We start from the raw sequence: 14,618 nt of genomic DNA on the forward strand, positions 1-14,618 counted from the left end.
ATGGCGAACCTCGAATCACTCTGGGCGATCGAGATGCTCATCGCCGCCTTCGCGGGCGGCGCGTTCGGCGCGGCGGTCGGCGCGCTCCCGGCGTTCATCTTCACCGGCTTCATGGTCATCGCCGGGGAGGCGGCCAATATCGTGGGACGGTACACCGCCGCCGCCGGTCCGGGTAGCGCGAGCGAACTCGGCGCGCTGGGAATCACCGGATCCATCGCGTTCGGTCCCGTGTTCTCGCCCGCCATCAGTTTCGCTGCTGGTGCGGCGGCGGCCGCCTACGCCGCCAAGCGCGGCTACATGGAAACCGGCTTCGACTTCCACGAGGCGAAGAACATCGCCTTCGCGCAGGGGACGAAACCCGACGTGCTCGTCGTCGGCGGCGTCTTCGGAATCTTCGGCTACTGGTTCACCCAGTTGTCCACGATTTACGGGATGCCCTACGACCCCATCGCGATGGGTGTCGTCCTCTCGGCCGTGCTCCACCGACTCGCGTTCGGCTACAGCATCATCGGCAACGCCAAACAGGGCCTGTTGAACATGTCACCGTTCGAGTCCGAGGAGCGCCGCGTCATCGGCGAACCGGCGACGGCGGACGGCGGGTCCGCGAAAGCCGACGGCGGGACGGCGAGCGGCCGATTCCTCGTCGAACCGTGGCTTCCCCACCAGTACAAATGGGCGAACGTGGCGACGCTCGGCCTCGTTGTCGGCATTCTCGGTGCGTACACCGCTTACTCGACCGGCAGTCCGTTCCTCGCGTTCGGTATCAGCGCCGCCAGCCTCGTCTTCCTCAACTGCGGCGTCGAGAAGATGCCCGTCACCCACCACATGAGTCTCCCGGCGAGCACCGCCGCGTTGGCGCTCGCTCCGGCAGGTATGAACATCACGACGGCTTCACCGGCCGCGATTCAGGCCGAGATTCCGCTCCTGACCGCGCTCGCCGTCGGGGCCGTTTTCGGCCTCGTCTGTGCCCTGTTCGGCGAGGCGTTCCAGCGCGTCTTCTACTCCCACGCCGACACGCACATGGACCCGCCCGCAGCCACCATCGTCTTCGGAACCTTCCTCGTCGCGGTGTGCGCCATGCTCGGCGTCTTCCCGCAGAGCGCGTGGGTTCCCGCGTTCTGATTCGGATTCCGTTTTTTGAGCTTTCGAAACGTACTTGCCCTTTTCCGCGAATCGTCCGCCGATGAGCGAACCAACCCGCGTGGCTTTCGTGTGCGTACAGAACGCCGGTCGAAGCCAGATGGCGACGGCGTTCGCGGAGCGCGAACGCGAAATGAGAGGTGTCGATGTCGAACTCGTCACCGGCGGCACCGACCCGGCCGAACACGTCCACGAGTCGGTGGTCGAGTCGATGGCGGAGTGCGGGTTCGACATCGCGGACCGAACCCCGCGAGAGGTCACGTTCGAGGAGTTACAGGCGTGTGATTACGTAATTACGATGGGCTGTTCGGCGAAAGACGTGTGTCCGGCGTCGTGGGCGGGCGAAAACCGCGATTGGGACCTCGACGATCCCGACGGAACCGACGCCGTGTCGGTACGCGGGATTCGGGACGAAATCAGCGAGCGCGTCGGGTCGCTGTTCGACGAAATCGAAGGCCAGCACCGGGGGTGACGCGAACGCCGAAACTAAGTGTCGAACCGTCGAATCGCCGCCATGGCTTCACCCCTGGTCCTCGATATCGACGGCACGATGACCCGCCCGGACGACTCCATCGACCCGCGATTTTTCGACCTCCTTCCCCAGTGGGACGCTCCCGTCGTCATCGCCACCGGGAAGGCGTTTCCCTATCCCGTCGCCCTCTGTCACTTCCTTCAAATTCCCGAACTCGTCATCGCCGAGAACGGCGGCGTCGTCCTCGTGAACGACGAAATCACGCGAAACGGGGACGGGGACGCCGCCCGACGCGTCGCGGAAGCGTACGAGGATGCGGGCTACGAACTCGGGTGGGGAAAGAGCGACCTGACCAACCGCTGGCGCGAGACGGAAATCGCCGTTCAACGCGACCAACCACTCGGCCCCCTTTCGGAACTCGCGAGCGAGTACGGGCAGGAAATCGTGGACACCGGCTTCGCCTATCACGTCAAGTCGTCCGGCGTCAGCAAGGGAATGGGTATCAAATCCGTCGCGGAACTGCTCGGCCGCGATACCGAGGAGTTCGTCGCCATCGGTGACTCGGAAAACGACGTCTCCACCTTCGGCGTCGTCGGCGAGAGCTACGCGGTGGCGAACGCCGACGAGAAGGCGAAGCGCGCAGCGGAAACGGTCATCGAGGGATCGTACTCGGAGGGGACGATTTCGATTCTGGAGGAGATACGCGAGTGGCCGAGCGACTGAGACGACGGGAAATCGGTGCCGATGCGGTCGCTCCATCATCCACGACGACCCGTGGCGAACACGTCAGGGGGTGTCGTCAAGTCCGTGACGCACCAAGAACGGGTATGCGAGTACTCATCGTCGGCGGGAGCGGGTTCGTCGGGACGGCGCTCACGGAGGAACTGCACGGACGGGGACACGACGTGGCGGTGCTTTCACGGTCGCCGTCGGACGCCGATTTCCCGAGCGGCGTCGAGACGGTTTCGGGCGACGTGACCGATTACGAGAGCATCGAGGGTGTGTTTTCGGGACGGGACGCCGTGGTCAACCTCGTCGCGCTCTCGCCGCTGTTCAAACCGCCCAGTGGAACGAGCCACGAGGAAATTCACCTCGGCGGGACGGAAAACGTGGTTCGAGCGGCGGAGGAACACGGCGTCCCGAAACTCGTCCAGATGAGCGCGCTGGGGGCGGACCCGAACGGAACGACCGCCTACATTCGAGCGAAGGGGGAAGCCGAGAACGTCGTCCGCGAGTCGTCGCTGGAGTGGGTCATCGTCCGCCCGTCGGTCGTCTTCGGCGACGGCGGCGAGTTCGTCTCGTTCACCAAGGTTCTCACCACGCCGTACGTGACGGGGCTTCCGGGCGGCGGAAAGACGCGATTCCAGCCGATTTGGGTCGGCGACCTCGCGCCGATGCTGGCGGACTGCGTGGAGGACGACTCGCACCTCGGGCACGCCTACGACCTCGGCGGTCCCGAGGTTCTCACGCTCGCCGACGTGGCGAAACTGGCCTATCGAGCGGACGGAAAGTCGGTCGCCGTCCTGCCGATTCCGATGCCGCTCGCCGGAATCGGGTTGACGATCGCGGGCGCGATTCCGTTCGTCCCGATGGGCGCGGACCAGTACCGCTCCTTGAAGTTCGACAACACGGTTTCGGACAACGACGTCGGGACGTTCGGCCGAACGCCGGAGGAATTGCGAACCCTCGCGGACTACCTCGGCGTTTCGGATGAAGCGGGGGAGGCGGAGAGCGATAAAGCGGCGACGCGAGCGGCCTGACTCCGCGGACGCGGTGTGTTTTTGACCCCCGCTCTCTTTCCCCCGAGCATGTACGAAGTCGAAGTGAAGGTCCGGGCCGACCACGAGGCGGTTCGGGAACGCCTTCACGAACTCGACGCCCGCTCACTCGGGACGGTAACGCAGGAGGATTTCTACTACGACGCACCGCACCGCGACTTCGCGGAAACGGACGAAGCACTTCGCATTCGCCGGGAATCCGACGACGACGACGCCGAGGAAGTCGTGACCTACAAAGGCCCGCTGGTCGAACGGGAGTCGAAGACGCGAAAGGAACACGAAACCGTCGTCGGCGACGGGGAGACCGTGGACCGACTTTTCTCCGCGCTCGGGTTCGAAGCGGCGGCGACGGTGACCAAGGAGCGCGAACGCTACGAACTCGACGGCTACGTCGTCACCCTGGACGCCGTGGTGGGACTCGGCGAGTTCGTCGAAGTCGAAACGGAGGCGGACGAGTCGGACGTCGAACGCGCCCGTATCGGTGCCTACGACGTGCTCTCGGAACTCGGCTTGAACCCGAACGACCAGATACGAACCTCGTACCTCGGATTACTACTCGAAGATGAGTAATGGTAATAATCGAGGGGCAAAGCGTTTCCGCAAGTTATAGAATCCGTGACTGCTAACCCGAGATAATGACCGAGCGGAACATTCAGGTCGAACCGATCGATCGTCGGGCAGTCGAAGACCAGGACATCGAAATCGTGGAGCGGAAGGGAATCGGCCACCCCGACTCTATCTGTGACGGTATCGCGGAAGCGGTCTCTAGCGAACTCTCGCAACTGTATCTCGACCGAGTGGGAAAGGTCCTCCACTACAACACGGACGAGACGCAACTCGTCGCCGGTAATTCGAACCCGAGGTTCGGCGGCGGCGAACTCGTCGAACCCATCTACATCCTCCTCGTCGGCCGCGCAACGAAGGAGTACGAAGGAACGAAAATCCCGACCGACACCGTCGCACTCGACGCCGCCCGCGAGTATCTCAACGAGAACATCCCGGAACTCGACGTGGGACGGGACGTCATCATCGACGTGAAACTCGGCGAGGGAAGCGGCGACCTGCAGGACGTGTTCTCCGAGGAGGGCGCGACGGTTCCGATGGCGAACGACACGAGTTTCGGCGTCGGCCACGCGCCGCTCTCGGAAACTGAAGAAATCGTGTTGAACGCGGAACACCGACTCAACGGCGAGTTCGCCGCGGACCACCCCGCGCTCGGCCCGGACGTGAAGATCATGGGCAAGCGCGAACGCGACACCATCGACGTGACCGTCGCCGCAGCGATGGTGGATACATACGTCGAGAGCCGTGACGACTACGACGCGATGGTCGAGGAGGTGCGCGACTACGTTCATCAGGTCGCGAGCGAGTACACGGACCGCGAGGTGAACGTCTACGTCAACACCGCCGACGACGAGGAGAGCATCTACCTGACCACGACCGGCACCAGCGCCGAGATGGGCGACGACGGGTCGGTGGGGCGCGGCAACCGCGCGAACGGCCTCATCACCCCGAACCGCTCGATGAGCATGGAAGCCACCAGCGGAAAGAACCCCGTCAACCACATCGGGAAGATATACAACCTGCTGAGCACGGAAATCGCCGAAACCGTCGTCGCCGAAGTGGACGGCATCCGCGACATGCGGGTTCGCCTCCTCTCGCAAATCGGCCGTCCCATCGACGAACCGCACGTGGCCGACGCACACGTCGTCACGGAAGAAGGCGTCGAACTGAGCGATATCGAAGCCGACATCGTCGAACTCGTGGACGAGGAGTTGGCGAACGTCTCGACCATCACGAAGCGCGCCATCGACGGCGACGTGACGACGTTTTAATTCCCGCGCGCGTTCGACAGTCGTTTATCCCGGCCACTGTTATGCCCGGCTATGCATCCGTCGGGAGCCGATACCGTCCTCGTTCGGCACGGTGACGTGGGCGTGAAGAGTGGGAAAGTGCAGACCGAGATGGAGCGACGGCTCCGGGACAACATCGCCGCGATACTCGCGGACCGCGATATCGATGCCGAGGTCGAACGCCGCTGGTCGCGCCTCTTCATCCACGCGAACGAGAATGATATCGAGGAAGCGACGACCGCGGCGGCCGACACCTTCGGCGTGCAGTCGGCGAGTCCGGCCGCCGTCGTCTCGCCCGAGCAGTCGGTCATCGAGGAGACGCTGGCCGACGCCGCCCGCGAACACTACCACGGGGGAACCTTCGCCGTGCGCGCCCGACGGTCCTCGAAGGACCACCCGTTCACCAGCGCGGAACTCGAACGCGAGGGTGGCACCGCCGTCTGGAACGCCGTCGAGAACCCGAACGTCGATCTGGACGACCCCGACATTACCTTCTCCGTCGAAGTGCGCGACGATGACGCCTTCGTCTTCCTCGAAAAACGAGACGGGCCGGGGGGACTCCCGCTCGGAACGCAGACGAAACTCGTCTCGCTCGTCAGCGGCGGCATCGACTCGCCCGTCGCCACGTGGGAGGTCATGAAGCGCGGCAGTCCCGTCATCCCGGTCTACCTCGACCTCGGCGATTACGGCGGCATCGACCACCGAGCCCGCGCCATCGAGACGGTTCGGAAACTGGCGAGGTACGCACCCGAACGGGACATGCGCGTCCGAAAGGTTCCGGCGGGCGAGGCGATGACCCTGCTCGGGGAGGAGGTCGGACCGGCCCGAATGCTCGTCTTCCGGCGGTTCATGTACCGCGTCGCCGAACACGTCGCCCGCGAGGAGTCCGCCCACGGCATCGTCACGGGTGAAGCGATCGGGCAGAAATCCAGCCAGACCGCCCGCAATTTAGGCGTCGTGAGCACCGCCACGTCCATGCCCATCCACCGACCGCTCCTCACGATGGACAAGAGCGACATCGTGGCCCGCGCCCGTCGAATCGACACCTACACCGAGTCCACGATTCCGGCGGGGTGTAACCGCCTCGCGCCCGACTACCCCGAGACGAACGCGACCCACGAAATCGCCCAAAACGCAGAACCCGACGGATTGTTCGAACTCGCGGAGGAAGCGGCCGAAAACGTCGAACTCGTCGAACTCTGACCGACTGGATTCGAACGCGGTTCGTTTCCGGATTATCGAGTGGAATCAAATTCTCCGCCGTGCGCCCACCCAGACCCCCATAAATCGAAAGCCGTAGGCTTAACTCCGACCGAGGGTAACGCCCGATAATGGAGTTCGGGGAGTTCGCCGATACGGCCGCTGAAATCGAGGAGTTGAGCGCGGATAGCGATATCATCGACGCCGTCACCGACCTCCTCTCGTCGGCGAACGACGACCTCGAAGTGCTGGCCCGGTTCGTTCAGGGGCGCGTGTTTCCCGCGTGGGACTCCACGACGCTCGACATCGGGCCGAACCTGTGTTACACCGCCATCGCCCGCGCCGCGGGGCGGAACGTTTCGGCGGACGACGTGGAGGACCGATTGGCCGAGATGGGCGACATCGGCGCGGTCGCGGCGAGTTACGAGTTCGGGGGACAGCAGGGACTCGCCGCCTTCGGCGGTGGTCGGGACGAGTTGACCGTCGCGGACGTCGCGACGCAACTCGACGACTTGGCGAACGTCGAAGGGTCGGGGAGCCAGGACACGAAAATCGACATCCTCTTCGGGCTGTTCAACCGCACGGAGTCGCGGGAAGCGCGGTATCTGGCCCGCCTCGTCCTCTCGGAGATGCGAATCGGCGTCGGCGAGGGGACGGTTCGAGACGCCATCGCGGCGGCGTTCGACGTACCGGTCGAGTCGGTCCAGCGGGCCTTGCAAGTGTCGAACGACTACGGACGGGTCGCCCGCGTGGCCGAAGCGGAGGGCGAGAACGGATTGGACGAACTGCAACTCGAAGTCGGCAGGCCGGTACAGGCGATGCTGGCACAGGCGGGCACCGTCACGGACGCGCTGGAAGACTGGGAAGAGGCGGGCGTCGAATGGAAGTTCGACGGCGCGCGGGTGCAACTGCACTACGACGGCGAGGACGTCCGAATCTTCTCGCGGAACATGGAGGAGGTGACGAACCCGCTGCCGGAAATCGCCGAGTACGCCGAGGAGAATCTCGCCGTCCCGGCCATCGTCGACGGAGAAGTCGTGGCGATGGACGACGGGGAACCCCTGCCGTTTCAGGAGGTTCTCCGGCGGTTCCGCCGCAAACACGACGTGGCGCGTGCCCGGGAGGAAGTCGCAGTGGAACTCCGGGCGTTCGACTGCTTGCACGTCGACGGCGAGGACTTGCTGACCGCACCGCTCGCGGAACGTCACGACCGATTGCAGGAAATCCTCTCCGGCGGCGTGTCCGCGCTATCCATCACCGGCGACGAGGACGAAATCGCCGACATCGAGGCGAACGCGCTCGACGCGGGCCACGAGGGAATCATGCTCAAACGTCCCGACTCGACGTACTCGCCGGGACGGCGCGGGAAGAACTGGCGGAAGCGGAAACCCGACGTGGAGACGGTGGACCTCGTGGTCACGGGCGCGGAGTGGGGAGAAGGCAGACGTGCGAGTTTCCTCGGCACGTTTCTCCTCTCCGCGCGGACTGACGAAGGCGGGTTCGAAACCCTCGGCAAGGTGGCGACGGGCATCACCGACGAGGAGTTGGCGGAGTTGACGGAACTCCTCGAACCGTACATCGCAACACAGGACGGTCAAACGGTCGAGCTATCGCCCGAAGTCGTCTTTGAGGTGGGGTACGAGGAGATACAGGAATCGCCGACGTACTCGTCCGGGTTCGCGCTCCGATTCCCGCGGTTCCTCGGCGTGCGCGACGACAAGACGCCTGACGCCGCGGATTCGTTGGAACGAATCGAGCGGCTGGCGGAGATGCAGTAACGGCCGAAATTCCGCGACGCGTCGGTTCGTCTCACTGCCACGGGCGGAACGATTATTTTCACCCGTCACGACGACGTGAGCGATGGCGAACTGGCGCGAGCGAGCACGGGACCTCCGGCACGAAGTCACGGCGATAGCGATCGCGGGTCGGGACCCGCGAACGCCGTGGTATTCGAAGGGCATCGTGCTCGTGACCGTCGGCCTCGCGGTCAGCCCCATCGACCCGATTCCGGACTTCATTCCAGTTCTCGGCTACGCCGATGACATGATATTCATCCCACTCGGCGTGTATCTCGCCCGGCGAGGGATTCCGGAGGAAGTGATAGTCGACGCCCGCGAGCAGGCCAAAAATCGTGACGTCGACGACGGTGCAATCGGGTGGGGAGTCGCCCTCCTGATTCTCCTGTGCTGGGCCGCGGTGGGGCTCCTCGTCTGGCACCTCCTTACCTGATCCGACCGCTTCCCGAACGCTTTTGTTCGCGACCGTCCCTACGAAATGCATGACGGTTCGACACGACGGCGTGACGGTGGATTGGCTCGGCTATGCGACCGTGCGCCTCGAAACCGAGGACGGCTTCGTCGCATACCTCGACCCCGGACGGTACGGCGTTTTGACCGGAGAGTGGGAACCGGACACCCCGGACGTCGGCCATCCGGAACCCGTAGATTATCGGGCGAAGGACGGGGACGCGGTGTTCGTCACCCACAACCATCACTACGATTCCGACGGCATCGAGCGCGTCGCGAGCGAGGACGCCACGGTCGTCGTGTACGAGGGCGTCGACGCGAACGAAATCGACCGGGACGTGACGCCGCCCGCGGAACTCCCCTACGACGTCGTGGAAATCGGCGAGGAGGACCACCTGACGGTCGGGGACTGCGAAGCGTGGTCGGTTCCGGCGTACAACGAGGAGAACGGCCCGAACTGCCGGGAGAACGGCGAACCACACCACCCGAAGGGATTCGGCGTCGGCTACCTGCTGTCGCTCGACGGGACGACGGCCTTCTGGCCGGGCGACTCGGACGCCTTGGAGGGCCACCGGGCGCTCGACGTGTCGCTGTTCCTTCCACCGATCGGCCGCAGTTTCACCATGGACAGACACAGTGCGGCCGCGCTGGCCACGGACCTCGACCCGGACCTCGTCGTGCCGATTCACTACAACACGTTCGCGGCGCTCGAAGCGGACTCGACGGCGTTCGCCGAGGACGTCGAGAACAGGGGTCTCGCGGTCACGTTGGACGAAAACTGAACGCGGAGGGATTTGTTCACACGACCGAACCCTTCACTGCAACACAATCTTCTTGAGGTGAGGGCGAGATTGTTCACGCATGCGTCCCCACGGTTCCTCCAACTTCTGTTCGCAGTGCGGCTCGGCGCTCTCCCCTAGCGATTCGTTCTGTTCGCAATGCGGTCGCGCGGTCGGCCCGGGGGAAAGCGGTAGTAGCCGCTACACTACCGACCACCACCCGCGGGACCTCGGATTTCGCCGCCGGGTGGAAGACCTCACGGTCGAAGGGTGGGACGTGAAACACGATTACGGCGACCGAGTGGTGATGATAAATCGCGGGTTCGGGTCGATTCCCCTCCACATCCTCCTGCTCATGACGACGAGCGGCGTCGGAAACCTGCTCTATGCGTGGTACTGTTACTCGCCGGGCGCGGAACGAATCGAACTGCGCGCGGATGGCTCGGAGGAGTATCTCGATGACGAGGGGTTGTCCACCGATTGGACGGCCAAGAGCGCCCTCGGGTTCGCCGTGAGCTCCGTCTTCGGTGCCTTTGGCGTCCTGTTCGGGTTGTTCCTCCTCTTGACCAACTGGGCAGGTGCGGGATTGGTCTTCGGGACCGCCTCGCTCCTGCTGGGGTCGTTTTTACTCTTGCTCACCCCCAAGTATGTCCCCGGATTCGAATCCCTCACGACGTTCGGCCGTGTGCGTTCGACGGACCAAAAGACGGTCTTCGAACCGGCCACGCCCTGCTCCGTCTGTGCCGAACCGGTCGGCAACGGCGTGAAGCGGACCTACCACGAGCGCACGTACCTCGCCGGAATCCCGGTGAAGACGCTCAACGAGGGCGACAATCACTACTGCCGGTCGTGCGCTCGCGGGGACTTTGCCGACGGGGTCGCCGGGTTCGAAACCGATTCGGCCGGGACCGGCGAAACCGAGTTCGTCTGAGGTGCATTCAATCCGAGAGGCCGCCGTCCAGCGCGTCGGCGACGGCGAGAACGGCGAGAAAGATACCCGCCACGCCGGCGAGCCAAGACAGGGACGGATTCGAGACGCGCACCGAATAGGTCGTCAACACCCAGACCAACCCGCAAATCATCGCGCCGACGCCCGTCAGTTTCAGGTTCAGCCAGTTCGGCATACTGCTTTCGTACGCACCCTTCCGTCATGAGAGTATCTACTGCTTGCGGTGAACTCCCATCCCCACGGGTAATCGGAAAACGCGAAGTCGGTTCAGATGATACCCATGTCCGAAAGCCGCTCCGGAAGATAGGTGTCGGTCACGAAATCGAGACCGTGGGAGGCGAGCGCCTGCTGTTCGGACTTCTTCTCGATGTCGAGTTGGAGTTCTATCTGCTCCCGCCAGTAGTCGGTCTGGTAGCGCGGGTCTTCGAGTTCGCTTTCGAGCGCGTTCTTGTCCGAATCACTGAGCGGGTCGGTCGGCAGGTCGTACTCCACGATGTCCTTCGGTTGGATGCCGATGAACTTCGCCTCGGGTGTGGCGAGATAGTCGCTCAGGTGCGCGCTCTTGATGGACCCGTAGGCGACCGAACCGTAGATGCGATAACTCCACGGGTCACCGTCGGTGAAGACCGTGACCGGCAGATCCAACTCCTCGTGCAGGCGCTTGGTCAGGCGGCGGGTCGCCCGTGCCGGTTGGCCGCCGAGGTGGACGATGATGGTGTTGTACTCCTCGTCGAACCCGTTCTCGACGAGTCGGTCGCGCATCCCACCGGTTTCAACACAGAGGACGAAGTCCGCGTCGTGGTCGAGGAACTCGATGGTGTCGGGGTTGTTCGGAATCTGGTAGCCACCTTGCCCCACGTCGTCCTGGCAGTGAATCTCCCGGTCGCCCCGATTGGTCTGTTCCCGGAGGAGTAGCGGACCCATCACCTTCGCACCGGACTCCTCGGGTCGCATGTGGAAGTCCTCGCGGGTCACGTCCGAGACGATTTCGAGGTCCTCTATCAACTGATTCGACTCGTCTTGGGTGGAAAACTGCGCTTCCTCCGCGTCCCACGACTCGGAGAGATAGTACAACTCACGAAGGGTGGAGGAGCGGTCTTCCTCCAACTGATTCGCGAGGAAATCGATGGTGTACACCGCCTTCAGCAGTTTTCTCGCCCCGCGAACGCTGTTCGCGCTCCGGGTACTCTTCCGGTCGCCGTACACCCAGACGTGGTCGTCTTCGTCGTACTCGATGTTGCTCTTCGTCCGGGTCGGGATGGACATCTCGGGTATCTGTCCGCCCGCGAACTGGTCGTAGAACTCCGCGGCGAGGTCGATGAGTTTCGCTTGGGCTTCTGCGTTGTCGTTGTCCGTACTCATGTGTTGTTGGTCAGTCGCTCGTCTTCGATTCCTTCGACCGTTACGGCGTCGAACGATACGTCTTCCGCGACGGTGTATTCGAGAACGGACTCGTCACCGCTCTCGACGGTCGGTTCCCACGTCACGAACCACTCGCCGTCCATCTCGACGGCGGTCGCGCCGTCCGAGAGGTTCCGGGGTTCCGTCGCCACGATTTCGGTCAACTTCGGCGATTCGTTGGTCGAACCGTGGTTCTCCACGATGAGTTTCACCGTGTCCTCCTCGACTTCGCGCTCGACCAGCACGTTGTTCATGATGCGCGCCAGCGAGTCGCCGATTTCGAGTTCCTGCCGCCCGGTCACGGCCGAGAGCTTTTCGGCCATTTCGGGCAGGATGGTGGCGATGACGTTCTGTTTCTTCTGGCGTTTCTTGAGGGACTGGCGCTTGTTGAGGTACGATTTGAGTTCGCGGGCCGCCTCCCGGATCGCCAACTCGATCTCGTCCTCGATGGCGGGGACGTTCGCGATGGCGTCCTTGGATTCGCTCGTGAACGGGACGTTCGTGGACGCCACGTGGATCATGATGACGACCGGTCCGTTCGGCACGCCGCGGCCGCCGGGTTGGTCGAGGTTGTAGTTGCGCCAGCCGATGGACTTCACCACGTCCGTCGTCGCACAGGCACCGCGCTGGTAGACCAGCGGTACGCGGTTCGCAAAGCGGAGGAGTTCGGCCGACCCCTCGGCCTGCAAGTCGCCGCCGTAGGCGATTCCGGCCTCCACGATGAACGGGTCGCCGCCGTGAACGTCCGCGTCGCGGGTCGCCGCCGCGTAGAAGTCCGCGTCGTACTCCTTCCGGAGTCCGGCCTCCACGAGGTCCGCGGTGATGGGCGACAGGCAGTTGGTCGGCGGCGAGATGATGTCCGTCTCCTTCATCGCATCGAGGAGTTCGCTCGCGGTGTCCCGGGTGTGGGGGGGGGGGGGGGGGGGCGGGGGGGGGGGGGGGGGCGGGGGGGGGGGGGGGGGGGGGGGGGGGGGGGGGGGGGGGGGGGGGGGGGGGGGGGGGGTGGGGGGGGGGGGGGGGGGGGGGAACACTCGGGACATCGTCCGTGACCGTCACCATCGACTTCCAGATGGCCTCGGCGACGTTCTCACGGGCCGTCTCGCCTATCGTGGCGTCCTCGCGCTCCTCGGTCATGTCGGCCGCGCGGTTGACGTACTCCGAGAGCTGCTTTTTCGTCGCGCGGTCGTGACCCTCCTCGCCGTCGAACTTCGCGGCGATTCGTTCGGCGAGGGCACGAACCGTCTCGTCGTCCTTTCGGACGCTCGTCGCGTCGTCAACGAGTTCGTACAGGTCGGTCACGCGGTCGTCGGTTATCGCGTCCCACGCCGCATCGAGGGCGTTTTCCCGTACCGTCGCGCCGAACGAGGTTCCGAACGCGTCCTCCGTTTCGTCGGCGGCGACGGCGATGATCCCACGCAGTTGGTGGTGCGATATTCGGTCGCTCTCCCCGGCCCGTTCGGCGACCGTTTCCGCGAATGCGCTCGTCGCGTCCGCACCCTTGTTCGCCACTGCCCCTTCGACGGCCGACTCGATGTCGACCTCTTCGTGGGTCTGTGGCGGTCGCCACGCGGCCTCCCGACCGAAGTGTCGGTCGCGGAAGTTCTCGATGACGTTCTCTGACGTTTTCTTGCCGACGCGGGTGAACTCCCCCTGCAGGAATCCGGAGATGCTGTGTGAATCGGTGCTTCCGAGCATCTTCAGGACCGTCCCGAGTTCGACGCCGTGCGGGTGCGGGCGAATCTCCTCGGTTTCGGCGGGGAGGCTCGCACCCTCGGCGCGTTCGAACACCATCTCGTCGCCCTCTTCCATTCCCGGTTCCTCGAAGACGATCTTCGCGTGCGGATTGACGACGGCGGTGTGTTTGATGTACCGAAGGAGTTGCTGGCGCGCGCGCATGTTCGCCTCCATTTCGAGTTCGATGCGCGTGCCGTGCGTCCCGACGAGTTCGCGGCCGACGGGCGGCGTGTCGGACTCGTTCTGAATTTCGGGTTCGTTCTCGTCGGTGTCGATGATGAGTTCGAAGTAGCGCTGTCCGTCGCTTCCCTTCGGTTTACTCGTGATTTTCGCGGGCTTCCCGCTCGTCAGTTGGGAGTACAGGACGGCGGCGGAGATGCCGATACCCTGCTGACCGCGGGACTGCTCGCGCTTGTGGAACCGCGACCCGTAGAGGAGTTTCCCGAACACTTTCGGAATCTGCTCGCGGGTGATTCCCGGCCCCTCGTCCTCGACGATGAGTCGGTAGTAGTCGCCGACCTCCTCGATTTTCACGCGGACGAACGGTTTCAATCGGGCTTCTTCGGAGGCGTCGAGGGCGTTGTCGACCGCCTCCTTGACGGCGGTGACCAACCCCCGGGCACCGCTGTCGAAGCCGAGCATATGCTTGTTCTTCTCAAAGAACTCGGCGATGGAGATCTGACGTTGACTTTCCGCCAACTCTTCGGCGATCCCCTCCTCGCCGAGCGTAGACTGCATCGAAGGCATTCTTCGGGCGTATTTATCCTCGCGGACGTTAAAACTGCGCCGATGAAGCGGAGTGAAAGTGAAAGTGACGTCGATGGGATCTCTCTCGACCGATAATGACGTCTCACGGTTCGGAAACGCGATTTTACCTCCGCTCGTCGGACCCATTCGCGACGTACCGAGTCGTCCTTCGAACTATCGGTGTGCTTACGTCTCGGAACCCCTTTGACGGGGTAGGGGCGGTCGAAGGTACTGTTCACGTCCGACAAACCGGTCCGGAGTCGACGCGGCGGGCGGGCCTTTCTCTCTTCGAGGAGGGGAAGGAGGAAAGGGTCGGGGG

At 64.1% G+C, this 14,618-nt stretch carries 13 protein-coding genes and 1 pseudogene; 11 read left to right on the forward strand and 3 right to left on the reverse strand.

The window, feature by feature from the left end; translation table 11 throughout:
- The 11 genes from ACGYLY_RS04630 (at position 1) to ACGYLY_RS04680 (ending at position 10,399) form a co-directional block, all read left to right on the forward strand.
- Positions 1 to 1,122, forward strand: a complete 1,122-nt coding sequence (locus tag ACGYLY_RS04630; RefSeq protein ID WP_395282767.1) for a hypothetical protein — start codon at positions 1 to 3, stop codon at positions 1,120 to 1,122.
- A gap of 61 nt (positions 1,123 to 1,183) precedes the next feature.
- Positions 1,184 to 1,612, forward strand: a complete 429-nt coding sequence (locus ACGYLY_RS04635; protein ID WP_395282766.1) for a low molecular weight phosphatase family protein — start codon at positions 1,184 to 1,186, stop codon at positions 1,610 to 1,612.
- Between the two features lie 42 nt (positions 1,613 to 1,654).
- Positions 1,655 to 2,335 carry a phosphoglycolate phosphatase gene (locus tag ACGYLY_RS04640; protein WP_395282765.1) on the forward strand — a complete coding sequence of 227 codons (681 nt, stop codon included), beginning with the start codon at positions 1,655 to 1,657 and terminating at the stop codon, positions 2,333 to 2,335.
- A gap of 104 nt (positions 2,336 to 2,439) precedes the next feature.
- Complete coding sequence (locus ACGYLY_RS04645) at positions 2,440 to 3,372, forward strand: complex I NDUFA9 subunit family protein (protein ID WP_395284152.1); 933 nt, start codon at positions 2,440 to 2,442, stop codon at positions 3,370 to 3,372.
- A 48-nt stretch (positions 3,373 to 3,420) separates the two neighbouring features.
- A complete protein-coding gene (cyaB, locus tag ACGYLY_RS04650; RefSeq protein WP_395282764.1) occupies positions 3,421 to 3,960 on the forward strand; it encodes a class IV adenylate cyclase in 540 nt (179 codons plus the stop codon).
- Between the two features lie 65 nt (positions 3,961 to 4,025).
- Positions 4,026 to 5,225 (forward strand): methionine adenosyltransferase, encoded by a 1,200-nt coding sequence (locus ACGYLY_RS04655; RefSeq protein WP_395282763.1) that lies wholly within the window; start codon positions 4,026 to 4,028, stop codon positions 5,223 to 5,225.
- Positions 5,226 to 5,276: 51 nt separating this feature from the next.
- A complete protein-coding gene (gene thiI / locus ACGYLY_RS04660) occupies positions 5,277 to 6,446 on the forward strand; it encodes a tRNA uracil 4-sulfurtransferase ThiI (RefSeq protein WP_395282762.1) in 1,170 nt (389 codons plus the stop codon).
- Positions 6,447 to 6,574: 128 nt separating this feature from the next.
- On the forward strand, positions 6,575 to 8,221 hold the full coding sequence (gene ligA / locus ACGYLY_RS04665) for an ATP-dependent DNA ligase LigA (RefSeq protein WP_395282761.1): 1,647 nt from the start codon (positions 6,575 to 6,577) through the stop codon (positions 8,219 to 8,221).
- A gap of 82 nt (positions 8,222 to 8,303) precedes the next feature.
- A complete protein-coding gene (locus ACGYLY_RS04670; protein WP_395282760.1) occupies positions 8,304 to 8,672 on the forward strand; it encodes a YkvA family protein in 369 nt (122 codons plus the stop codon).
- Between the two features lie 49 nt (positions 8,673 to 8,721).
- Positions 8,722 to 9,471: an MBL fold metallo-hydrolase gene (locus tag ACGYLY_RS04675; protein ID WP_395282759.1), complete on the forward strand. Its 750-nt coding sequence runs from the start codon at positions 8,722 to 8,724 to the stop codon at positions 9,469 to 9,471.
- 79 nt (positions 9,472 to 9,550) lie between these two features.
- Positions 9,551 to 10,399: a zinc ribbon domain-containing protein gene (locus tag ACGYLY_RS04680; RefSeq protein WP_395282758.1), complete on the forward strand. Its 849-nt coding sequence runs from the start codon at positions 9,551 to 9,553 to the stop codon at positions 10,397 to 10,399.
- A gap of 7 nt (positions 10,400 to 10,406) precedes the next feature.
- Here the strand turns inward: ACGYLY_RS04680 and ACGYLY_RS04685 are convergent, their stop codons facing one another.
- The 3 genes and pseudogenes from ACGYLY_RS04685 to ACGYLY_RS04695 form a co-directional block, all read right to left on the reverse strand.
- The gene (locus ACGYLY_RS04685; RefSeq protein WP_231183026.1) at positions 10,407 to 10,592 is read right to left on the reverse strand and encodes a hypothetical protein; all 186 of its coding nucleotides are present in this window, start codon (positions 10,590 to 10,592) and stop codon (positions 10,407 to 10,409) included.
- A 92-nt stretch (positions 10,593 to 10,684) separates the two neighbouring features.
- Positions 10,685 to 11,779: a DNA topoisomerase IV subunit A gene (locus tag ACGYLY_RS04690; protein WP_395282757.1), complete on the reverse strand. Its 1,095-nt coding sequence runs from the start codon at positions 11,777 to 11,779 to the stop codon at positions 10,685 to 10,687.
- Positions 11,776 to 14,299 (reverse strand): annotated as a pseudogene (locus tag ACGYLY_RS04695) (DNA topoisomerase VI subunit B). The gene ACGYLY_RS04690 and the pseudogene ACGYLY_RS04695 overlap by 4 nt, the downstream one beginning before the upstream one ends.
- Between the last annotated feature and the right edge of the window lie 319 nt (positions 14,300 to 14,618).

Origin of the sequence: Haladaptatus sp. CMAA 1909, from assembly GCF_043952005.1 — an archaeon.
GTDB lineage: Archaea > Halobacteriota > Halobacteria > Halobacteriales > Haladaptataceae > Haladaptatus.

Excerpts from the sequence above, each read along its gene's own strand:
- cyaB (WP_395282764.1), top strand. The coding sequence starts at position 3,421 with ATGTACGAAGTCGAAGTGAAGGTCCGGGCCGACCACGAGGCGGTTCGG.
- ACGYLY_RS04680 (WP_395282758.1), top strand. The coding sequence starts at position 9,551 with ATGCGTCCCCACGGTTCCTCCAACTTCTGTTCGCAGTGCGGCTCGGCG.
- thiI (WP_395282762.1), top strand. The coding sequence starts at position 5,277 with ATGCATCCGTCGGGAGCCGATACCGTCCTCGTTCGGCACGGTGACGTG.
- ACGYLY_RS04645 (WP_395284152.1), top strand. The coding sequence starts at position 2,440 with ATGCGAGTACTCATCGTCGGCGGGAGCGGGTTCGTCGGGACGGCGCTC.
- ACGYLY_RS04635 (WP_395282766.1), top strand. The coding sequence starts at position 1,184 with ATGAGCGAACCAACCCGCGTGGCTTTCGTGTGCGTACAGAACGCCGGT.
- ACGYLY_RS04675 (WP_395282759.1), top strand. The coding sequence starts at position 8,722 with ATGACGGTTCGACACGACGGCGTGACGGTGGATTGGCTCGGCTATGCG.
- ACGYLY_RS04630 (WP_395282767.1), top strand. The coding sequence starts at position 1 with ATGGCGAACCTCGAATCACTCTGGGCGATCGAGATGCTCATCGCCGCC.
- ligA (WP_395282761.1), top strand. The coding sequence starts at position 6,575 with ATGGAGTTCGGGGAGTTCGCCGATACGGCCGCTGAAATCGAGGAGTTG.
- ACGYLY_RS04690 (WP_395282757.1), bottom strand. The coding sequence starts at position 11,779 with ATGAGTACGGACAACGACAACGCAGAAGCCCAAGCGAAACTCATCGAC.
- ACGYLY_RS04670 (WP_395282760.1), top strand. The coding sequence starts at position 8,304 with ATGGCGAACTGGCGCGAGCGAGCACGGGACCTCCGGCACGAAGTCACG.
- ACGYLY_RS04640 (WP_395282765.1), top strand. The coding sequence starts at position 1,655 with ATGGCTTCACCCCTGGTCCTCGATATCGACGGCACGATGACCCGCCCG.
- ACGYLY_RS04685 (WP_231183026.1), bottom strand. The coding sequence starts at position 10,592 with ATGCCGAACTGGCTGAACCTGAAACTGACGGGCGTCGGCGCGATGATT.
- ACGYLY_RS04655 (WP_395282763.1), top strand. The coding sequence starts at position 4,026 with ATGACCGAGCGGAACATTCAGGTCGAACCGATCGATCGTCGGGCAGTC.